This window comes from Streptomyces sp. NRRL F-2580, assembly GCF_000720115.1.
GTDB lineage: Bacteria > Actinomycetota > Actinomycetes > Streptomycetales > Streptomycetaceae > Streptomyces.
Genome location: NZ_JOIR01000002.1, coordinates 66,905 through 87,591 on the forward strand (window position 1 = coordinate 66,905; position 20,687 = coordinate 87,591).

Here is a 20,687-nt window from a genome sequence, read left to right on the forward strand (position 1 = left end):
GCGTGCACTTCCAGCCGACCGAGGAACAGCGGGACCTGCGGGCGGGCGTACGGGAGCTGCTGGCGGGGCGGTACGGACGCGAGGCGCTGCGCACTTCGGTGGACACGGGCGTCGCCGTGGACCGCGGGCTGTGGCGGGAGCTGGGCGAGGCGGGCTTCTTCGCGCTGCGGCTGCCCGAGTCCGCCGGCGGGGTCGGCCTCGGCCTCCCCGAGGCGGTGCTCGTCTTCGAGGAGGCCGGGCGGGCGCTGCTGCCAGGGCCGCTGGTGGCCACGCACCTGGCCGCCGGGGTGGTCCCGGGGGCCGCGGCGGGGACGGCGGTGGTGACCGCCTTCGACCTGGGGGGCGCTCTGGTGGCGCACCTGGGCGAGGCGGACGCGGTGCTGGGGGCGCCGGGGGTACCGGGGGTGCTGGGGGTGCCGGGGGTGCCGGCGGGCTCACCGGTGCGCTCGGTCGACCCGCTGACGCCGCTGCACCGGGTGGAGTCGCCGCCCGGGGACGTGTCGGAGTACCGCTCCGCGGGTGCGCTGCTGACGGCGGCGCTGCAGGTCGGCAGCGCGCTGCGGACGGTGGAGCTGGCGGTCCGGTACGCGGGCGAGCGGGAGCAGTTCGGGCAGCCGATCGGTGCGTTCCAGGCGGTCAAGCACCTGTGCGCGCGGATGCTGGTGCGGGCGGAGGTGGCCCGTACGGCGGTCTACGCGGCTGCGGTGACGGGCGATCCGGGGGAGGTCGCGGCGGCCAAGCTGCTGGCGGACGAGGCGGCGGTGCGCGGCGCCCGGGACTGCCTGCAGGTGCACGGCGGGATGGGCTTCACGTGGGAGGCGGACGTGCACCTGCACCTGAAACGGGCGTGGGTGCGGGCCGAGCAGTGGCGGACGGCGGGGGAGGCGGAGGAGCTGCTGGCGGCGGAGCTGCTGGACTCGGCGGCCTAGCCGTTCGCGGTCGTCGCGGGGCACGGGAGGAACGATGCGGGACGCATGTCCGATTACAGAGAGTTGATATCGGTTTGTGTCCTTCGCCCCCGCCGTTACGGACCGGAGTCGGGGGCATGCTCCGGTACGCTCCCACAGATGCGAGCGGTTGAGCGGCGCGAGCGTCGCACAGTATGCACCACGCCCACTCCTTCGCGCGGGAATATGCCCGAAGCGCTTGTTGTGGTGACTGTACGTCAACCATGCTGCTCCGCAAGGGGATCACGGTGGGTGATCCCATCCTGTCGCGAGGCGAAGTGTCCGCCGGTTCGGATGGTGTGAGCGGTGCAGGTGCTTCAGGTTCAGCTGGAGGTAGGAGCGGACCCAGCCGAGGTCGGCCGGGCCCGCCGATGGGCCCGGTCCCGGTTGGCGGGGTCGGGCATAGGGGATGACGAGCCGCTCGCCGAGACGCTGATCCTGCTGATCTCCGAGCTGGTCACCAACGCGGTCGTGCACACGGGCTGTCCGGCGGTGCTGCGGATGCTCTTCGGGGGGCCCGGGGTGCGGGTCGAGGTGGCCGACGCGAGCGACCGGGCGCCGGCCCGCCGGCGGGCGGCCGGGGACGACACCGGCGGGCGCGGCCTGGAGCTGGTGGACGGCCTGGCGGACCGCTGGGGCTGGCAGCGCGAGGGCGCGGGCAAACGCATCTGGTGCGAGATCGACCGTGCGGAGAAGGCGGCGTCGGACTGCGCCTCCGACGGCCCGTCGGAAGTTCACCCCCCGACGCGGGAACCGCGCTTGTACCTCTAACGAGGTGTTGACGATCCGTCACAACTTGATCACCCTGGTGTGGAGCGATTCGACGCGAGGGGACGCCAAGGGCACGCCTTGACGAGTGCGGGTCGCGGGGTGGCGGCTGCCGTGCCGCGCTCGGGGCGTGCATGCGCGCCGCCGCCACCCGCATCACCCCACCGGCGAAGGGCTCACCCATCACCCGCTCCCGGACGCCGAGCGCCCGCCTGGACCGCGGCCGCCCGGAATCGGTTCAGGGCGGCGGCGTAGTCGTCCGCGGCGGGATCTCCCGGGGGCGGCGGCGCGAGGTGTCGGCTCGCCAGCTCCTCCGCGGCGGACAGCACCGCCCCGGCGAGCTCGGCATGGCTCACCTGCGCGACCGGCCCGGACCTCCCCTTCACCGTGACCGTCTGCTTCTTCGTGTGGAAGTCGAGCCTGTACGCGGAACCGATGCCGGTGAAGGACGCGCTGGTGGAGCGCCGGCCCAGCAGCGCGACGAGCGAATCGAGAAGGTCGGGTACGGCCAGGAAGAGCATCATCCCCTGGTCTGGCACGTGCCCGACGGAACTCGCCTCGCCCAGCTCGCCCGAGAACACGATGTCCCCGCGGTCGAACGCGCTGGGTTCCCCCTGGCCGGAGCGCACGGTGAACGTGACGATCACGCTGGACCGGGTCCTTCGGGTTCGGTGGGCGGGCCGGGCCCGGCCCCCGCGGGTCGGCGCCTCGTGGGCGGCCTTGCGCGGGGGCGGGGGTCAGCCGTCGGTGCAGATGACGTCGTACGGGCGGCCGATGGCCATGGTCAGTTCGATCGGGTCCGTGGTGCCGGAGGGGCACTCGGACTTCGTCTTGACGAGGCCCAGGACCTTCTGGGCGCCGGAGCCGCCGCAGGCGACCTCCTTGGCCTGGTTGGTCACGCAGTCGCCCTTCACCAGCTGGCCGCCGCCGGCTCCCGCATCGCCGGGGTGGTCGTTCGACAGGTTGCGGCCGCAGACGGTGTTGGTGGGGATGCCGCTCGACTTGGAGCTGCCGTAGGAGATGCTCACGTCGATCATCAGGTCCGTGCCGGGCGGGCACTGGATCGCGCCCGGGAGGATGCTGGCCTCCTTGATGTCGATGGCCTTGAAGGTGGCCCCGGAGTCGGAGCAGCCCGTCCGCTTGTACCCGTCGGGGGCCTTGGCCGGGTCGGGGCCGCCGCAGTCGCCGACCTTCCACGCGCTGGAGGTGTCGGAGGAGGACTCTGGGGAACCGGGGTCCTTGGCCGTGGGCTTGGCGGAGGGGGAAGCCGAGGTGGACGCCGACGGCTTGCCGTCGTCCTTGCGGAGGGTCTGCAAGGCGAAGTAGCCGCCGACGATGATCACGGCGAGGACGATGACGGCGACGACGTTGCCGCCCGAGCGGCGCCCGGGGGCCGGCGGCGGCGTTACCTGGTACGGGTTGGCCATGCGGACTTCTCCTGCGGGGAAGGGGGACGGGGGGTGGCGCGCGTACGGGGACGCGTCATGTCCACCTCATGGTTCCACTGCGCACGGCCCGCGCGCGGCCGGGGTCGTCCGGTCCGGCGCCACCCGCCCCGCCGGGCTCAGAGGACGGCCACCGGGGCCACCGGGGTGCCCGTACCGCCGACGAAGGGTTCCGGCATCGCGGAGAGGAGGAAGGAGTACCGATTTTCTTCTGCACAGGCTGTGGACAACTTTTCGAGGTTCCAGTTCTGGCCCTGGTGCATGCCCATCTCGACCAGGTCGAGGGCGTGCACCGGCAGCCACAGGTCGTCGATCTCCGGCGGGAAGATCTCGAAGGTGAGGGTGTCGTTCGCGACGGCCGCCACGTCCCGGGCGTGGAACCACTCCGGGGTGCGGACCGAGAGGCCGGGCGAGGGGAAGCCGTAGCCGTGCTTGTCGCCCGCCAGGTAGACCTGGATCTGGCCGGTGCGGACCAGGACGATGTCGCCCGGGCGGACCGTGACCCCGCCGAACTCCTCGGCCTCGGCCAGGTCTTCCGGGGTCACCGCACGGCCCCCCTCCAGCCGGTCCAGGCCCTTCGCGCGGGCCACGTCCAGGAGGACCCCGCGCGAGACGATGGGGCCGGCCTTGTCGATGCCGCTGTACTCGGCGCGGCCGTGCGCGGTGATGGTGCCGGCCGGGCGGCCGTTGTAGATCTTCCCCGAGTGCGAGACGTGGGTGAGGGCGTCCCAGTGCGTGCCCGCCTGGAGGCCCATGCTCACGGCGTCGTCGCTGCACGCCACCGTCCCCGGGCCGAAGATCTCCTGGTTGATCTGCACCATCGTGTGCAGCGGGTTGATCCGGCCGGGGATCATGCCGACCTGCACCCCGTCCTCTTTGAGGGGGAGGGCGAGGGGGATGCGGCGGCCGCTGCGGATCTCCGCCGCGGCGGCCCGGACGACCTCGTCCGTGACCAGGTTCAGGGTGCCGATCTCGTCGTCGGCGCCCCATCGTCCCCAGTTGTTGACGCGCTTGGCGATGTCGTGGAAGGCGGCGGGCAGGGTCATGGGCGTCGACAGCTCCTTGCGTGGATACGGCAACGACGGCAACGAGGTCTTGTGCAGGCGTATCTGACTACCCATAGAATCTAACGGTCCGTCAGAAAACGCGGGAAGGGGCCGGACGTGGGGAACTTCTTGGCAGGCAAGGCCGTCGCCGTCACCGGCGCCGGCCGGGGCATCGGGCGGGCCGTGGCACTCGCCGCGGCCGCCGAGGGCGCCAAGGTCGTCGTCAACGACTACGGCGTGGGGATCGGGGGCGGCGAACCGACCAGCGAGGTCGCCGACGGCGTGGTGAAGGAGATCCAGGCCGCCGGCGGCGAGGCCGTCGCCGTCGCCGACGACATCTCCACCATGGCGGGCGGCCAGCGCATCGTGGACACCGCGCTCACCGAGTTCGGCCGCATCGACGGCGTCGTGTGCGTGGCCGGCATCCTGCGCGAACGGATGCTGTTCAACATGTCCGAGGAGGAGTGGGACCCGGTGGTCGCCACCCACCTCAAGGGCACCTTCACCGTCTTCCGCGCCGCCTCCGCCGTCATGCGCAGGCAGGGCTCGGGCACCCTGATCGGCTTCACCAGCGGCAACCACCAGGGCTCGGTCGCCCAGGCCAACTACAGCGCGGCCAAGGGCGGGATCATCTCCCTCGTGCGGTCCGCGGCACTGGGTCTCGCCAAGTACGGGGTGACGGCCAACGCCGTCGCACCCGTGGCCCGTACCCGCATGTCGGCCAACGTCCCCATGGAGCTCAAGGAGATCGGCGAGCCCGAGGACGTGGCCGCACTGGTCACCTACCTGCTCAGCGACCGCGCCAAGGCCGAGGACATCACCGGGCAGGTCTACACGATCGCCGGCCCGAAGATCGCCGTCTGGGCGCAGCCGCGCGAACTGCGCGCCGGGTACGCCGAGGGCTCCTGGACCCCGGAGAAGATCGCCGACTTCCTGCCCGGGACGGTGGGCACCGACCCGATGCCGATGCTGGCGCAGCTGGAGGCCATGGCCAAGGCGGCGGCCGCCAAGGACCGCCCCAACGCGTAGGGGGCCTGAGCGGGATGGACTTCAGCTTCGGGGCCGAGGACGAGGAGCTGCGCGGGCACGCCCGGGCGTGGCTGACGGAGCACCTCGTGGGCCCGTACGCGCAGGTCGTCGGCCGCGGCGGGCCGGGCAGCGAACACGAGGGGGTCGAGGCCCGGCGCGCGTGGGAGCGCGAGCTGGGCCGCGGCGGCTGGATCGGCCAGGGCTGGGAGGCCCCGGCCGGGGCGTACGGGCAGCGGCGGCTTTCGCTGACCGGACAGGTGGTGTGGGCCGAGGAGTACGCGGCGCTGCGCGCGCCCGGCCGGGTCGGCCACATCGGGGAGAACCTCCTCGCGCCCACGCTGATCGCGTACGGCAGCCGCGAGCAGCGCGACCGCTTCCTGCCCGGTATCGCGCGGGGCGAGGAGCTGTGGTGCCAGGGCTACAGCGAGCCGGGGGCCGGCTCCGACCTCGCGGGGATCCGTACGGCCGCGGTACGGGACCCGGCCGACGGGCTCTACCGGGTCACCGGGCAGAAGATCTGGACCTCCCTGGCCCGGGACGCCGACTGGTGCTTCGTCCTGGCCCGCACCGAGCCCGGATCGCGGCGCCACCGGGGGCTGTCGTTCCTGCTCGTACGGATGGACCAGCCGGGGCGGGTCGAGGTACGGCCGATCCGGCAGATGTCGGGGACCTCGGAGTTCAACGAGGTCTTCTTCGACGGGGCGGTGGCGGCGGAGGTCGTCGGCGGGGAGGGCGACGGCTGGACGGTGGCCATGGGCCTGCTCGCCCTGGAACGCGGGGTCTCGACGCTGGTGCAGCAGATCGGCTTCGCGGCCGAGCTGGAGCGGGTGCTGGCGGCGTACGCGGCGGGTACCGCGAACGGGGCGGGTGCGGCGAACGGGCCGGGCTCGGGCGCGGCCCGCGCCGCCGCTCCCGCCGCCGCGGATCCCGTCCTGCGGGACCGGCTCGTACGGCAGTGGGCCGAGCTGCGCACCATGCGGTGGAACGCCCTGCGCACGCTCGGCGCCACCGATGACGCGGGCGCGCCCAGCGTGGCCAAGCTGCTGTGGGGCGGCTGGCACCGGCGGCTCGGGGAGCTGGCGGTGGAGGTCCGCGGTGCGGCGGCCACCGCCGGTCCGGCGGCCTGGGCGCCCGGGCTCCCGTACGAACTCGGACTCGACGAGGAACAGCGGCTCTTCCTGTTCACCCGCGCCGACACCATCTACGGCGGCTCGGACGAGATCCAGCGGAACATCATCGCCGAGCGCGTGCTCGGCCTGCCTAAGGAGTCCAGGTGAGAGGCGTCGTGTTCGACGGCAAGCAGGCCCAGGTGGTCGACGACCTGGAGATCCGGGACCCGGGGCCGGGGGAGGTGCTCGTCGCGATCGGCGCGGCCGGGCTGTGCCACAGCGACCTGTCGGTCATCGACGGGACGATCCCGTTCCCGCCGCCGGTGGTGCTCGGGCACGAGGGCGCGGGCATCGTGGAGGCCGTGGGCGCGGGGGTCACCCACGTGACGCCCGGCGATCACGTGTCGCTGTCCACCCTGGCCAACTGCGGGGCGTGCGCGGACTGCGACCGGGGCCGGCCGACGATGTGCCGCAAGGCGATCGGGATGCCCGGGCAGCCGTTCTCGCGGGGCGGGAAGCCGCTGTTCCAGTTCGCCTCCAACTCCGCCTTCGCGGAGCGCACGATCGTCAAGGCCGTACAGGCCGTGAAGATCCCCGCCGGCATCCCGCTGACCTCGGCGGCGCTCATCGGCTGCGGGGTCCTCACGGGAGTGGGCGCGGTGCTGAACCGGGCCCGCGTCGACCGCGGCGAGTCGGTCGTCGTCATCGGCACCGGCGGCATCGGGCTGAACGTGCTCCAAGGGGCCCGGATAGCGGGGGCCACGACGATCGTCGCGGTGGACGCGAACCCGGCGAAGGAGGCGGTGGCCCGCCTGTTCGGGGCCACGCACTTCATCGACGCGTCCGCCGTGGCCGACTCCTCGGCGGCCGTGCGCGAGATCCTGCCGACCGGCGCCGACCACGCCTTCGAGTGCGTGGGCAACGTCAGGCTGATCCGGCAGGCCGTGGACCTCCTGGACCGGCACGGTCAGGCGGTCCTGCTGGGTGTGCCCGGATTCACGGAGGAGGCGTCCTTCCTCGTCTCCTCCATGTACCTGGACAAGACGATCATGGGTTGCCGGTACGGGTCCTCGCGCCCGCAGCATGACATCGCGCTGTACGCCGAGCTCTACCGGCAGGGCAGGCTGCTGCTGGACGAGCTGGTGACGGAGGTCTACCCGGTGGAGGACTTCGCCAAGGCCGTGGACGACGCCCACCACGGGCGGGTGGCGCGCGGGGTGCTCACCTTCTGACCCCGCGGGCGCCCGTGGCGGGGCGGCCGGGGATCCCCCGGCCGCCCTCGTGCGTGATCACGTGCCAGGCGTCGCCGCCGGCGGGTCAGTCGCTGAAGCGGCCGAAGCGGCCCTTGTGGAAGAGGAGCGGCTCGCCCTCGCCGGCCGCGCCCATGGCGACGACCCGGCCCACGACGATGAGGTGGTCCCCGCCGGTGTGCACGGCCTGGATCCGGCAGTCGATCCAGGCGGGCACGGCGTCGAGCTGCGGGGATCCGGTGACGGGGGCGGGGGTGTGGCCCACCCCGGCGAACTTGTCCGCGCCGCTGACCGCGAAGGACCGGCACAGCTCGCCCTGCTCGGCTCCGAGGATGTTCACGCAGAACACCCCGGCGCGGGCGATCCGGGGCCACGTGGTCGACGTACGGGCGACCATGAAGGTGACCAGGGGCGGGTCGAGGGACAGCGAGGCGAAGGACTGGCAGGCGAAGCCGGCCGGGCCGTCCTCGTCCTCGCCGGGCGGCGCGGTGATGACGGTGACCCCGCTGGCGAAGTTCCCGAGCACGGCCCGGAACTCGGCGGGGCTGACCGGCGCGCGCTCGTCCTCGCCGACGGCGCGCAGGTCCGGACGCGGCAGGGCGTCGACGGGCTCGGGTTCCCGCTCCGCGGCGGAGGTGGGGGAGCCGACTGACCTGAGGTATCGGACGACGGTGGCCGCCATCCCTGCATGTCCCATCACACCGACGATTGAAGCTGACGGTGCGTCAGATGGGAAGGGGCGGGCGCGGGCGCGTTGCCGGATCGCGCTGACCTCGGACCTTCGCGCCGGTCCCCACCGGCCTTCCGCGATCCGGCCAGTGGCTTGAACTCCCTTGTGAGCAAGGCGGGATGGGGCGATGAGGGGGGCGCGGGGGCCCGTGTGTATGGTCTTGGCCAACGACAACGACGTCGGGGGCTGGGGTGGTCATGGGCAACGGTTTTCGCTACCGGGCCGAACGGATCTCACTGGGTGCGATGGCGACCGCGGGCATCCTGGTCCTGCTCGCCGACGTCCTCGGATGGCTCGACAGGATGGCCCCCGGGGGCACGCTCCCGAAGATCACGCTGCTCATCCTCAGCACGGTCACCCTCTTCCTCCTGATGGAGTTCGACCGCCTGAAGGTGCTCGACAGCATCAGCACGCAGATCTCGGGCCTCACGCTCGACGGACTCACCGGCGAACTCAGGCGCCAGCACTACCTGGGCGTGACGAGAGTGCACCCGGTGTTCCCCACCGCGGAGTTCAAACGGCTCGTGGACGGTGCCCGCCGCGAGGTGGCCATCCTGCAGACCTGGATACCCAACCTCGAAGGCCTGGAAGAAGAGCTGGAGAAGGCCGTCACCGAGCGGAACGTCGAGGTGCGCATCCTGCTGGTGCACCCCAAGTCCGACGTGGTGTACCTGCGCGACCAGGCGCTGCGCAGCACGAGGCGCACGGTGTCGGTGAACGCGAGCCTCGACATCCTGCACGGGATCCACTGCCGCCTTCCGGGCGAGCTCCGGAGCAAGCTCAAGGTGCGGGTCTACAACTCCCTGCCGTCGATCTCCGTGTACAAGGCCGACGAGCACTACCTGGTCAGCTCCTTCCTGCACGGGCAGCTCGCCATCGAGTCCACCCAGATCGAGATCGACGGGTGCGACTCCCTGATGGGCCTCCAGGTGCAGAAAGAGCTGAACATCCTGTGGGAGATCGGGAGCGAAGTGGATCTGCGCGACCCGATGAGATCCGTCGACGTCATCCAGTGATCCGGAGAAGGGCTACGACCGTGTGGGAACTGGACAGGTTCGAGGACGAACTGATCGAGCAGTACAGGCGGCATCCGGTGCTCGCGAACATCGAGCGGCTCCCGGAGGAGGCGTTCGCCGAGATCCTGCTCCAGCGGCGCTTCCTGTCGCTCGCCTTCACCCCGGCCTACGACCTGGCGATCGACCTCTTGCAGGACGAGGCGGGGCTGCGGATCGCCCGGATGATCCTGCGCGAGGAGTACCCGGACGACCGCGGGAACACCACGTCGCACCGCGAGGACATGACGGACGACATGCACCGGCTCGGGATCTCCCGGACGGCCCTCGTCCGTTCGAGGCCGACGGCGGCGACGAAGCGGACCATCGAGGACACCTTCGCCCTGATCGCCGAGGAGGGCGACCAGGACCACGCAGACCTCAGGCTGCTGACGGTCCTGCGCTTCTGGGGCGAGATCCTGGTCTCCGTCGAGTACGGGCGGCTGTGGGAGCGCATGGAGCCCCTGCTGGTGCGTGACGGCGAGAACCACTCGCGCTTCTACTACCCGCACCACTATCACGATGCCAAGAAGAACTCGCTGGAGACCGTGAACATACGGGCCACCAGCCACTCCGACCGGCTGGGCAACCGGCTGCGGCAGTTGATCGGCGACGGCGGGGCGACCGCCGACTGCTTCAAGGAGGCGGAGCAGCGCTCGCTGCGGCTCAAGGTGAGCTTCTACGACCAGTTCCTGCCGGCGCTGGAGCGGGTCGGCAGCTGAAGCGGGGGCCTGCCGCGAGGCGCCCTGCCCTGTTACCCCCACACGGGGTTACCCCCACACGGGTGAAACCCCCCGCCCCCGTGGGTCCGTACACCGGGCCGGGGGTGGAGGCTCGGCATCGTGGCAGCGACCCCGTACCGCCGCCGTACTCCCGGGAGGACCCCCATGCTCGGCACCGACTTCCGCACCGGATCACCCAACTGGCTCGACCTCGGCAGCCCCGACACGGCCGCGGCCGCCGCCTTCTACGGCGCCGTCTTCGGCTGGGACTTCGCCTCCGCCGGGCCGGAGGCGGGCGGCTACGGCTTCTTCCAGGTGAACGGGAAGACGGTCGCCGCGCTCGGACCGCTCACCGAGGAAGGGGCGACGTCCGCCTGGATGCACCACTTCATGACCCCCGACATCGACGCCACCGCCGCGGCCGTCCGCGACGGCGGCGGCACGGTCCGGATGGAGCCCGGGGACGTCATGGGGGAGGGCCGGCTCGCGCACTTCACCGACCCGCAGGGCGCCGAGTTCGCCTGCTGGCAGCCCGGGAACACCGCCGGGTTCGAGGTGGCCTCCGAGGAGAACGCGCTGGTGTGGGCGGAGCTCCACGTGCCGGACCCGGTCGCGGACATCGGCTTCTACGCCGGGCTGTTCGGGTGGCGGTACGCCGAGATGGAGGTCCCCGGGATGACGTACCGCGTCCTGAGCACCGCCGACGGGGACCAGCAGGACGCCTCCTTCGGCGGGGTCGCGCCGCTCGGCGAGGGCGCGGGCGGCGGGGAGGAGAAGGCGCGCTGGGTGCCGTACTTCCACGTGGCGGACGTCGACGACACCATCGCGAAGGCGCAGAAGAACGGCGGGTCCGTGGTCATGGAGGCGGCGGACGTACCGGACGTCGGGCGGCTCGCGTGGCTGGCCGACCCCTTCGGCGCGGTGTTCGCGCTGCTCAAGCCGAACCCGCAGATGTAGCTCACCGGCCCAGGTACTTGGGCGTGCGGCGCTCCACGAAGCTCGCCACGCCCTCGTTCGCGTCGGCCGTGGTCATGTTGATCTCCTGAGCGGTGGCCTCGGCGGCCAGGGCCGTCGCCCGGTCACCGTCCAGGGAGGCGTTGACCAGCTGCTTCGTCAGGGCGAGGGCACGGGTGGGGCCCTGCGCGAGCCGCTCGGCCCACGCGCGGGCGGTCGCCTCCAGCTCCTCGGCCGGCACCACCTTGTTGACCAGGCCGAGGCGCTCGGCGTCGGCCGCCGGGAGGGCGTCGCCGAAGAACATCAGCTCTTTGGCCTTCTGCGGGCCGACGAGTCGGGGCAGCAGGTACGCGCCGCCGCCGTCGGGGACCAGGCCCCGGCGGACGAACACCTCGATGAACCGGGCCGGTTCGGCGGCGATGACGAGGTCGCAGGCGAGGGCGAGGTGGGCGCCGATGCCGGCGGCCGTGCCGTTGACGGCGGCGAGGACGGGCTTCTCGCAGTCCAGCACCGCGGTGATCAGGCGCTGCGCGCCGAGGCGGATCATGCGGGCCACGTCGCCGGCGACCCGCTCGGCGGCGGGGGCGCCGCCGCCTCGGAGGTCGGCGCCCGCGCAGAATCCCTTGCCGGTGGCGGTCAGGACGACGGCGCGCACCGCCGGGTCGGCGGAGGCCTCGCCCAGCAGCGCGATGACGCGCTCGCGCTGGTCCCAGGTGACGGCGTTCATCGCCGCGGGGCGGTTGAGGGTGATCCACGCGACGTTGCTCTCGGTGCGGTGGAGGACTTCGTCCTCGGGGATGCGGCTCATGGGTGACTCCCGTTCGGGGGTGGGTGCGGCGCCGTTGCGGGGGCTCCGCCCCCGAGCCCCCGCGCCTCAAACGCCGGCGGGGCTGGATCTTTCAGCCCCTCCGGCGTTTGAGGAGCGGGGTCCGGGGCGGAGCCCCGATCTTTGAGCCTCGCCTGCGTTCGAGGCGCGGGGTCTGGGGCCGAGCCCCGGGCGGCGGCGGGTCAGCGGCAGATGGCGAGGGCGTCCAAGGCCACCGCCCCCTGGCCGCGGGGGAGGACCATCAGGGGGTTGACGTCCAGCTCGGAGAGTTCGTCGCCGAGTTCCAGCGCCATCCGCTGGATCCGCAGGACGACCTCCACCAGGGCGTCCACGTCGGCCGGGGGTGCGCCCCGTACGCCTTCCAGCAGCGCGTGCCCGCGCAGTTCCGTGAGCATCGCGCGGGCCTGGTCCTCGCCGAACGGCGGGACGCGGACCGCCGCGTCGTGCAGGACCTCGACCAAGACCCCGCCGAGACCCACCGTCACCGTCGGGCCGAAGAGGTCGTCCTGGGTGACGCCGACGACCATTTCCACCCCACGCTCCACCATCTGGCAGACCAGGATCCCGTCGAGCGGCACGTTCTCGTAGCGCGCGATGTCGGTCAGCTCCCGGTACGCGTCGCGGATCTGGCTCGCCGAGGTCAGGCCGATCTTCACCAGGCCGAGTTCCGTCTTGTGGCCCAGCTGCGGGCCCGAGGCCTTCATCACCACCGGGTAGCCGACCAGGCCGGCCGCGCGGACGGCCGCCGCCGCGCTCGTCACGAGCTGCTCGCGGGGGACGCGTATCCCGTAGGCGCGCAGCAGCTGTTTCGCCGCGTGCTCGCTGAGCTGCTGGCCGGGCCGCATGAGGGCCTGCGCCTTCCGGTACGAGGGCGAGGGCGTGCGCGGTGCGTCCTCGAAGGGAGAGCGGTAGCCGGCGGTGAAGCGGTGGTGGCCGAGGTACGCGCGGACGGCGGTGATGCAGTTGCCGAAGGTGCGGAAGGTGGCCACGCGGGAGGAGCCGAGGAGGGTGGTGCGGTAGGCGTCCTCGGTGCCGACGGGGGAGCCCCAGATCACGCAGACGAGCTTGTCCGAGGCCTCGGCCGCGTCGACCAGGTCCTGGGCGAGCCTGTCGCTCATGGGCGGGAAGGGGCCGGTGATCGGGCAGATCAGGACGCCGACGGACGGGTCGGCGAGGATCGCGTCGATGATCTTGCGGCCGCGCCAGTCGCCGACCGGGTGGCCGCCGTTGTCGACGGGGTTGGCGACGTTCAGGTACTCCGGGATCCACTGGTGGAGTTCCTGCTGCTTGGCCTCGGAGAGGGTGGGCAGGATCAGGCCCGCCTCCGTCGCCAGGTCGGAGAAGTGGGCTCCGGTGCCCCCGGAGATGGAGTAGACGACGACCCCGTCGGCCTGCGGCTTGCGGGCCCGGGCGAGCAGGGCGGCGGTGTCCTGGAGCTCGTCCAGGCCGTCGACGCGGATCACGCCGAACTGGCGCATGGCGGCGTCCACGACGGCGTCGGCGCCGGTCAGCTTCCCGGTGTGGGAGGCGGCCATGCGGGCGCCGGTCTCGGTGCGGCCGACCTTGACGGCGACGACGGGGACGCCGTTGCGCGCGGCGCGGTCGGCGGCGAGGAGGAAGGACCGGCCGTCCTTGAGGCCTTCGACGTAGCAGGCGATGGCTCCGACCTCGGGCTGCTCGGCGAAGTAGGAGATGAAGTCGGATGTTTCGAGGTCCGCTTCATTGCCCGTGGGGGCCCAGTGGGAGAGCCGGATGCCGAGTTCCTGGAGGGTGTAGACGGGCCGGCCCTGGTGGCCGGACTGGGTGATGAGGGCGATGGCCGGGCCGTCGAGGTCGTCGCGGAACTCCTCGAAGGCGTTGAGGTTGGTGTTGGGGCCGAGCAGGCGCAGGCCCGAGCGCTGGACGGCGGCGCCGAGCCGGGCCTGGGCGGCGGCGCCCGCGTCGCCGGTCTCGGCGAAGCCGGAGGCGAAGGCGACGGCGAACTTCACCTTGGTCTCGGCCAGTTCCTCGATGACGGGGAGCGGGTCGGCGACGAGGAGGACGGCGAGGTCCACCTGTTCGGGCAGGTCGGCCACGGAGGTGTGGCAGGTCAGTCCGAAGACGGTGGGGCGGGTGGGGTGCACGGGGTGGATCCGGGCGCCGACGCGTTCCGCCCAGGCGATGAGCCGGCGGGTGATGCCGGTGTTCGGTCTGCCCTCGGCGTCGGAGGCGCCGATGACGGCCACGGACTCGGGCCGGAAGAACCGGTCCAGGTCGGGCACGTCGGCGTGCAGCGGCCGGCCGCTGACGTCCACGGCGACCGCGTCGTCGGCGGAGGGGGCCGCCGACGAGTGGACGGCCGTCCTGGGGGACTCCCCGCAGGCCTCGACACGTGCGCGGAAGTCGGTGGTGAGGGTGCCGTGAGTAGATCCAAGCATCGTTCCGCCCGCTCCTGCTCGATGAACCTTGATGGAACTGGAACTCAATAACTGACGTGTAGTCAGATTACTGAACTGACGTGCCGTCAGGAACAGGGCTGCGCAGGAAAGCTGGTGGAGGTGATGTGGTGAACGGTGTCAGATCTGCGCGGGGTCGGTCCAGAGCGCGGTTCGGCCAACGGCGGCCTCCTCGGCGGCCTCCTCGACGGCCTCCTCGGTGGCCGTCCCCCGCGGGGCGTCCTTCGGGTGGCGCAGGACCGTGAAGGCGAGGGTGAGGGCGGCGGCGATGAGGGCCGCCCCGACCGCGAACGCCAGGTGGTAACCGCCGGTCAGGGCCTCGGGGGCGGGGCGGCCCGCCTCGGTGAGGGACTCGGTGCGGGAGGCGGCGAGGGTGGAGAGGACCGCGATGCCGAGGGCCATGCCGATCTGCTGGGTGGTGTTGAAGAGCCCGGAGGCCAGGCCCGCGTCCTCCTCCTTGGCGCCGGACATGCCGAGCGAGGTCAGGGCGGGCAGGGCGAGGCCGAAGCCGGCGGCCAGGAGCATCACCGGAAGCAGGTCGGTGAGGTAGTCCGCCTGCTCGGCCCGGCCGGGCACGCGGGTCAGCAGGCCCAGTACGCCGATCAGGAGCACCAGACCGGCCAGCAGGACGGTGCGCTCGCCGAACCGGGCGCCCAGGCGGGCCGAGACGGTCAGGGAGACGAGGCCGATGACGGCCGCGGCCGGCAGCATCGCGAGACCGGTTTCGGCGGCGCCGTAGCCGAGGACGTTCTGCATGTAGAGGGCGACGAGGACCTGGAAGGAGAAGAGGGCGGCGACCATCAGCATCTGGACCAGGTTGGCGCCGAAGACGCTGCGCGAGCGGAGGATCCGCAGCGGCATGAGCGGGTTCGCGGCGGTGGCCTGGCGCAGGAGGAAGCCGGCGAGCAGGGCGAGCGCGAGGGTGCCGAAGCCGAGGGTGTGGGCCGAGGCCGCCCCGTACTCCTCGACCTTGACGACCGTGTAGATGCCGAGCATCAGGCCGGAGGTGACGAGCAGCGCGCCGAGGGCGTCCGCGCCCGCCTTCAGGCCGATGCCGCGGTCGCCGGGCAGGGCGGAGAGGGCGAGGAGGACGGTCGCGATGCCGATGGGCAGGTTGATGAAGAAGATCCAGTTCCAGGTGAGCGCATCGGTGAGCACACCGCCGAGGACCTGCCCGATCGAGGCGCCGGCCGCGCCGGTGAAGCTGAACATGGCGATGGCCTTGGCTCGTTCGCGCGGTTCGGTGAAGAGCGTGACCAGGATGCCGAGGCTGACGGCGGAGGCCATCGCGCTGCCGGCGCCCTGGAGGAAGCGCGCGGCGATCAGGAGGGCGGGGGAGGTGGCGAAGCCGGCGAGGAGCGAGGCCGCGGTGAAGACCCCGGTGCCCGCGAGGAACATCCGCTTGCGGCCGATCAGGTCGCCGAGGCGGCCCGCCAGGAGCAGCAGCGAACCGAAGGCGATGAGGTAGGCGTTGACGACCCAGCTCAGGCCGGCCGGCGTGAAGCCGAGATCGCCCTGGACGGCCGGCATGGCGACGGTCACGATGCTGCCGTCGAGGACCGTCATCAGCGTGCCGGTGGCCAGGACGCCGAGGGCGAGCCCGCGGGAGCGCGAGGCGGTGGGTGCGGGTGCGGAGGCGGTGGAGGGCATTGCGGTCTCTCCTGTCGTTGGGAGGCAACAGGAAGGACCGTAGCAGATAGTTTTGTTGCAGACTATCTTTTACGGATCGGAGTGCTGAGGAGTCGTGGTGTCAGCCCTTCTGGCGTGCCCGCCGGGCCGGCCGCGGCCCCTCCTCGGGCGTCTGCAGATGTCCCGTGACCAGCCGGTTCAGTGCGCGGAGCAGTACCTCGCGCTCGTCGTCCGGCAGGGCGCCGAGGGCGTCCCCGTGCACCCGGTCGACGATCTTCTGGCTCTCCTTCGCGACCTTGGCCCCCTCCTCGGTCACCGCGATGATCCGCGCCCGCCGGTCCGTGCTGGACGGCCTGCGCTCGGCCAGGCCGGCCTTCTCCAGCGCGTCCACGGTCACGACCATCGTGGTCTTGTCCATGTCCCCGATCTCGGCGAGCTGCGCCTGGGTGCGCTCTTCCTCAAGCGCGTGGACGAGCACGCAGTGCATGCGCGGGGTCAGCCCGATCTCGCCGAGCTGCGCGCTCATCTGGGTCCGCAGCACGTGACTGGTGTGGTCCAGGAGGAACGACAGGTCCGGTTCGGTGCGGGTGCGCGTCATGGCGGTCATGACCGCCAGGGTAGCGAAAGTCGATCCGTCGCGGATTATCGACGAACGGACGACTTGCCCTACCGGGGCCGGGACCGGGGCCGGGACCGGGGCCGGGACTAGGACCGCGCCTGCCGGGCCACGGCCTTGGCGATCTTCTCCGCGTCCAGGGCCATCTCCCGGAACATCCCGCTGATGGGATTGGTGAAGCCGGTGAAGTACAGCCCGCGCGCCTGCGGAGCGGTGCGGGCGCCGTGCGCACGGGGCCGCCCCCGCTCGTCGAGCACGCCGAGGCCGCCGACCAGCCCCTCCAGGGCGCGGCGGTACCCGGTCGCCGCGATCACCGCGTCCGGGATGATCCGCGAGCCGTCCGCGAGCACCACCTCGGCGCCGTCGAAGGACTCGACGGCGGCCACCGGCTCCACCCGGCCGCTGCGGACCGCGTCGACCAGGCCGACGTCCTGGACCGGGATCGACCCCTCCTTGACCCTGCTGTACAGGCCGGTCGTCGGGCGCGGGAGCCCGTACGCCGACAGGTCCGGGACCGAGGTCCTGGCGACGAGCGCGCACAGCCGGTCCACGAGCCGCACGGGCAGCCGGCGCACGAGGATCCCGCTGCGCTGGGCCGGCCAGCCCGCGGTGGAGCGGCGCATGATGTGCGGGACGGTGCGCACGGCGAGCCGCACCCGGGCGGCGCCGCCCTCGGCGAGGTCGACGGCGATCTCGGCGCCGGTGTTGCCGACGCCGACGACGAGGACGTCCTGGCCGGCGTACGGCCCGGGATTGCGGTAGTCGGCGGCGTGCAGCAGCCGGCCGTCGTACGCGTCCCGGCCCGGCCAGTCGGGGATCGCCGGCGTGTGGTTGTACCCGGTGGCGACGACGACGGCCGCGGCGGTCAGCACCCGCCCGCCGCTGGCGTGCAGGACCCAGCCGTCCTCGCCCTCCGGGGCGGCCTCGATCCGGGTCACCTCGACACCGGTCACGAGCTCCAGCTCGTGGAACTCGACGTACTTCTCCAGGTAGCGCACGACGTCGTCACGGGAGACCCAGCGCCCGAAGCGGCGCGGCATCGGCAGGCCGGGGAGGGCGGAGAGCCGGCGCGTGGTGTGCAGGTGCAGCCGGTCGTAGTGTCGCCGCCAGGACGTGCCGACCTCGTCGGACTTCTCGACGACCACCGCGCGGACCCCACGGGCGCGCAGCGCGGCGGCCACGGCGAGGCCGCCGGGGCCGGCCCCGATGACGTACACGGGGCGGGGCTGGGTGGTCATGTCGGGTGCTGCGGGGACTCCAGGCATGAGGTGTGATCGTATCGCCACGCTGGGTTGATGGGTCTCGGACAAGGAGGGAATCGATTGCGGATCGGTCACGGCCGAGGCTGCGGGCCGGGCGCCTTTCCCGGTGGCAGGGTGAAGTCCCCGCTTCCGGAGAATCTGGAGTGACCGATGTGGCGACCCGACGGCTGGGACGTGCGCGTCCGCCTGGGAATCCTCACCCCGCACGCCGATGTCGGACCCGAGTCGGAGCTGCGCGCCATGGCCCCGGCGGACGTCGGGCTGCACACCGCCCGGGTGCCGTTCGGTGCGATGGGCCGCGGCGGTGCGATGGATGCGACCATCCCGCTCGCCCCGGTACGGGCCTTCGCCGAGCCGCCGTACGTGGACGAGGCCGCCGAGCGGCTGGCGGACGCACCGGTGGCGGCGATCGGCTTCGCCTTCACCAGCTCCGCGTACGCGATCGGGGCGCGCGGCGAGGCGCGGATGCTGGCCCGCCTCTCGGCGCGCGCCCGCGGACTGCCGGTGGTCGCCCCGTGCGCCGCCACGGTCGAGGCGCTGCGGATCCTGGACGCCGGCCGGATCTGCCTGGTGGATCCGCCGTGGTTCGATGCCGCCCTCGACGATCTGGGGCGGGCCTACTACGAGGACGCCGGCTTCGAGGTGGTGCGCGCGGCCCCGTGCGGCCTGCCCGGCGACCAGAGCCGCATCCGGCCCGACGCCCTGCTGGACTGGGTGGTGTCCTTCGCCCCCGACGAGGCGGCGGCGGTGGTCATCGGCGGCAACGGGTTCCGCGCGGTCGGCGCGATCGAGGCGTTGGAGGCGGTCCTCGGCCGTCCCGTCCTCACCGCCAACCAGGTCCTGTTGTGGGCCGCGCTGCGTGCGGCGGGCGCCGCCACCGACGGTGTCACGGGATACGGGAGGCTCTTCGCGAACCCGTAGCCGGCCGGGGCCTTGCGGGATCGCCTCACATCCGCTGAACTGACGTACCGTCAGATCAGTGTGGAGAGGGATGGGGGCTGCCGATGCAGACCATCTGGCTCAGTGGGGCCGAATGGCTCGCTGTGCTCCGGATAGGCCTCGGCCTGTGGTGGCTGGAGAGCTGGCGGCACAAGGACAAGAAGGGCTGGTTCGAACGCGGCACGGGCATCGCCTGGGCCGCCGACGTCGCGAACAAGCACCGCTGGACCTTCGTCAAGGGCGGCTTCGAACTCGTCGTCGCACCGCGCCCGAAGGCGATGGCGTACGTCGTCGTCTACGCGGAACTGGCGCTCGGGCTGGGCCTGGTGCTCGGCTTCCTGACCCCGATCGCCCTGGTCGGCGGGCTGCTGCTGAACCTGCTCTACCTGGTGCTGATGATCCACGACTGGGCCGAGCAGGGCCAGAACGCGATGATGGCGCTCATCTCGCTCGTCGCGCTCCTCGCCATGTCCTGGCAGACCTGGTCCCTCGACGCGGCGATCGGACTCTTCCTTTGAATCCTCCCCTCCCTGAAGGGAGGGGTTTCCTCACCATTCAGGGCTGATCGGGGATTTCTAGCTCACGCTGCCAGATGGGGCAGCGCCCCGACTGGCCTTACGCGATCGGCACTAGCCGGGTTGAGACCAGCCCGGACCAGCATCACGCGGGCGGAGTTCTTATCCCTGGGGGATACGGCTCCGCACGCGGTGCAGGCGTAGGTTCGTTCTGAGAGGGGTAGTGCGTGCTTGGTTCTCGCTCCGCACTGCGCACAGTCCATGGTGGTGTGCGCGGGGTGTACCAGGTACACGGTCCGCCCGTGCTTGCGGCCCATCTCGACCAGGGCCGTCTTGGTGGAGCTGATGGCCGCGTCGGCGGCCTTGCGGGCCATGGTCGTCCTGGCGAGGAACTTCGGGCGGAAGTCCTCGACCGCCACCGCGTCGTGATCACGGACTACGGACTTGGCCCACTTACGGCCGGTGTCCTGGCGTTGCCGGGCCGCCTTCTTGTGCAGCTTCGCGGTCTGCCGTTTCGCGTGCCGGTAGCCCTTCGACCCGGGTTTGCCCTTCGCCGGTTTCCGGCGGGCCATCATCCGCTGATAGCGCGCGAGGCCGGCGGCGGCCTTCTTGCCGTGCTCGGCGTGCGGGAGGTCGTGGGCATCGCTGGTGGTGGTCGCGGTCTCCCTCACGCCCCAGTCCACCCCGATCACCGCGCCGGTTTCCGCAAGCGGCTCGACCTCGGCGGGGACGACGAACGAGCAGTACCAGTGTCCGAGAGTGTCCTGATAGACACGCACGCTGGACGGGGCGGCCGAAAGGTCCCGCGACCACACCACCGTCAGATTGATGCCGCCCGCCAGGTACAGGCGGCCGTCCTTCAACCGAAAGCCGCGCCTTGTGTAGTTGAGCGACGGCAGTGCTTCCCGCTTCCTCTTCCACTTCGGCATCCCGGCCCGCTGCCGCATAGGCAACCGGTCCTTGATGTCCTTCTGCGCCTTGGCGCGGGACTTCCCGAAATCCCGGATCAACTGCTGCTGCGGAACCGAGGACCCTTCACGAAGCCAGGTGTTCTCGGTGCGGGCTTCGGTCAACATCCTGTCGAGCTGTGCCGGGCCGCAGGTTCGCTTGTCCGTCCCCTCGGGCTGGTCCTTGTTCCAGACAATCTGTTTCGACTTCGCGCAGCACTCGTTCCAGATCCACCGGCACCGGTCCCACTCCGCCATCAGGGCGGTGTGCGCGGTGGACGACACGCGGACGCGGAACGTCCACCGAGCGTACCCGGCGTCCCCCGCCATTGGTGTCGTTTCCATCCCAACAACGTATCCCCGACCACTGACAACAGCCGAAAGGGCAGGCCAGACGAGATGCGAACCGACCTCCGGCGCTCCGCGCCTCCGTCCCAAGGACCCATTCCTCGCCGGCCTGAAGGCC

General features: G+C 72.0%; 20 protein-coding genes. 10 read left to right on the top strand and 10 right to left on the bottom strand.

The window, feature by feature from the left end:
• The first annotated feature begins 2 nt into the window (after positions 1-2).
• Both IF88_RS0101965 and IF88_RS0101970 read left to right on the top strand, forming a co-directional pair.
• Positions 3-929: an acyl-CoA dehydrogenase family protein gene (locus IF88_RS0101965; RefSeq protein WP_030706752.1), complete on the top strand. Its 927-nt coding sequence runs from the start codon at positions 3-5 to the stop codon at positions 927-929.
• 324 nt (positions 930-1,253) lie between these two features.
• Entirely contained in the window at positions 1,254-1,718 is a 465-nt protein-coding gene (locus tag IF88_RS0101970; RefSeq protein ID WP_030706753.1) for an ATP-binding protein, read from the top strand.
• Positions 1,719-1,891: 173 nt separating this feature from the next.
• Here the strand turns inward: IF88_RS0101970 and IF88_RS0101975 are convergent, their stop codons facing one another.
• The 3 genes from IF88_RS0101975 to IF88_RS0101985 form a co-directional block, all read right to left on the bottom strand.
• Positions 1,892-2,362, bottom strand: a complete 471-nt coding sequence (locus IF88_RS0101975; RefSeq protein WP_030706755.1) for a hypothetical protein — start codon at positions 2,360-2,362, stop codon at positions 1,892-1,894.
• A gap of 90 nt (positions 2,363-2,452) precedes the next feature.
• Entirely contained in the window at positions 2,453-3,142 is a 690-nt protein-coding gene (locus tag IF88_RS39935; RefSeq protein WP_037805430.1) for a hypothetical protein, read from the bottom strand.
• A gap of 137 nt (positions 3,143-3,279) precedes the next feature.
• Entirely contained in the window at positions 3,280-4,206 is a 927-nt protein-coding gene (locus IF88_RS0101985; protein WP_030706757.1) for a cyclase family protein, read from the bottom strand.
• A 117-nt stretch (positions 4,207-4,323) separates the two neighbouring features.
• Here IF88_RS0101985 and IF88_RS0101990 point away from each other — a divergent pair, with 117 nt between their 5' ends.
• From IF88_RS0101990 to IF88_RS0102000, 3 genes are read left to right on the top strand one after another with little or no spacing between them, the layout of a single operon-like run.
• On the top strand, positions 4,324-5,235 hold the full coding sequence (locus tag IF88_RS0101990; protein ID WP_030706758.1) for an SDR family oxidoreductase: 912 nt from the start codon (positions 4,324-4,326) through the stop codon (positions 5,233-5,235).
• A gap of 14 nt (positions 5,236-5,249) precedes the next feature.
• A complete protein-coding gene (locus IF88_RS0101995) occupies positions 5,250-6,512 on the top strand; it encodes an acyl-CoA dehydrogenase family protein (protein WP_030706761.1) in 1,263 nt (420 codons plus the stop codon).
• Positions 6,509-7,576: a Zn-dependent alcohol dehydrogenase gene (locus IF88_RS0102000; RefSeq protein ID WP_030706762.1), complete on the top strand. Its 1,068-nt coding sequence runs from the start codon at positions 6,509-6,511 to the stop codon at positions 7,574-7,576. The genes IF88_RS0101995 and IF88_RS0102000 overlap by 4 nt, the downstream gene beginning before the upstream one ends.
• Before the next feature lie 85 nt (positions 7,577-7,661).
• On the opposite strand, the gene IF88_RS0102005 is transcribed toward IF88_RS0102000, so the two are convergent.
• Positions 7,662-8,276 (bottom strand): flavin reductase family protein, encoded by a 615-nt coding sequence (locus IF88_RS0102005; RefSeq protein ID WP_030706763.1) that lies wholly within the window; start codon positions 8,274-8,276, stop codon positions 7,662-7,664.
• Positions 8,277-8,521: 245 nt separating this feature from the next.
• On the opposite strand from IF88_RS0102005, the gene IF88_RS0102010 reads away from it, so the two are divergent.
• The 3 genes from IF88_RS0102010 (at position 8,522) to IF88_RS0102020 (ending at position 11,055) form a co-directional block, all read left to right on the top strand.
• Positions 8,522-9,340 (top strand): hypothetical protein, encoded by an 819-nt coding sequence (locus IF88_RS0102010; RefSeq protein ID WP_030706764.1) that lies wholly within the window; start codon positions 8,522-8,524, stop codon positions 9,338-9,340.
• A 20-nt stretch (positions 9,341-9,360) separates the two neighbouring features.
• Positions 9,361-10,098, top strand: coding sequence for a hypothetical protein (locus IF88_RS0102015; protein ID WP_030706766.1), 738 nt, complete (start codon positions 9,361-9,363; stop codon positions 10,096-10,098).
• 165 nt (positions 10,099-10,263) lie between these two features.
• Positions 10,264-11,055: a VOC family protein gene (locus IF88_RS0102020; protein WP_030706767.1), complete on the top strand. Its 792-nt coding sequence runs from the start codon at positions 10,264-10,266 to the stop codon at positions 11,053-11,055.
• A gap of 1 nt (position 11,056) precedes the next feature.
• Here IF88_RS0102020 and IF88_RS0102025 read toward each other — a convergent pair whose 3' ends face one another.
• The 5 genes from IF88_RS0102025 to IF88_RS0102045 all read right to left on the bottom strand — a co-directional run bounded on the left by IF88_RS0102025 (position 11,057) and on the right by IF88_RS0102045 (position 17,823).
• The gene (locus IF88_RS0102025; protein WP_030706768.1) at positions 11,057-11,860 is read right to left on the bottom strand and encodes an enoyl-CoA hydratase/isomerase family protein; all 804 of its coding nucleotides are present in this window, start codon (positions 11,858-11,860) and stop codon (positions 11,057-11,059) included.
• A 200-nt stretch (positions 11,861-12,060) separates the two neighbouring features.
• On the bottom strand, positions 12,061-14,295 hold the full coding sequence (locus IF88_RS0102030; RefSeq protein ID WP_030706769.1) for an acetate--CoA ligase family protein: 2,235 nt from the start codon (positions 14,293-14,295) through the stop codon (positions 12,061-12,063).
• Between the two features lie 138 nt (positions 14,296-14,433).
• Positions 14,434-15,963: an MFS transporter gene (locus tag IF88_RS0102035; protein WP_051836300.1), complete on the bottom strand. Its 1,530-nt coding sequence runs from the start codon at positions 15,961-15,963 to the stop codon at positions 14,434-14,436.
• Positions 15,964-16,063: 100 nt separating this feature from the next.
• Complete coding sequence (locus tag IF88_RS0102040) at positions 16,064-16,549, bottom strand: MarR family winged helix-turn-helix transcriptional regulator (protein ID WP_030706772.1); 486 nt, start codon at positions 16,547-16,549, stop codon at positions 16,064-16,066.
• 98 nt (positions 16,550-16,647) lie between these two features.
• The gene (locus tag IF88_RS0102045; RefSeq protein ID WP_030706774.1) at positions 16,648-17,823 is read right to left on the bottom strand and encodes a flavin-containing monooxygenase; all 1,176 of its coding nucleotides are present in this window, start codon (positions 17,821-17,823) and stop codon (positions 16,648-16,650) included.
• 147 nt (positions 17,824-17,970) lie between these two features.
• Between IF88_RS0102045 and IF88_RS0102050 the strand changes: the two genes are divergently transcribed.
• Both IF88_RS0102050 and IF88_RS0102055 read left to right on the top strand, forming a co-directional pair.
• Positions 17,971-18,741, top strand: coding sequence for a maleate cis-trans isomerase (locus tag IF88_RS0102050; RefSeq protein WP_030706775.1), 771 nt, complete (start codon positions 17,971-17,973; stop codon positions 18,739-18,741).
• Between the two features lie 83 nt (positions 18,742-18,824).
• Positions 18,825-19,277, top strand: a complete 453-nt coding sequence (locus IF88_RS0102055; RefSeq protein ID WP_030706777.1) for a hypothetical protein — start codon at positions 18,825-18,827, stop codon at positions 19,275-19,277.
• Positions 19,278-19,339: 62 nt separating this feature from the next.
• Here IF88_RS0102055 and IF88_RS0102060 read toward each other — a convergent pair whose 3' ends face one another.
• A complete protein-coding gene (locus IF88_RS0102060) occupies positions 19,340-20,566 on the bottom strand; it encodes an RNA-guided endonuclease InsQ/TnpB family protein (protein WP_030706780.1) in 1,227 nt (408 codons plus the stop codon).
• Positions 20,567-20,687 lie beyond the last annotated feature (121 nt).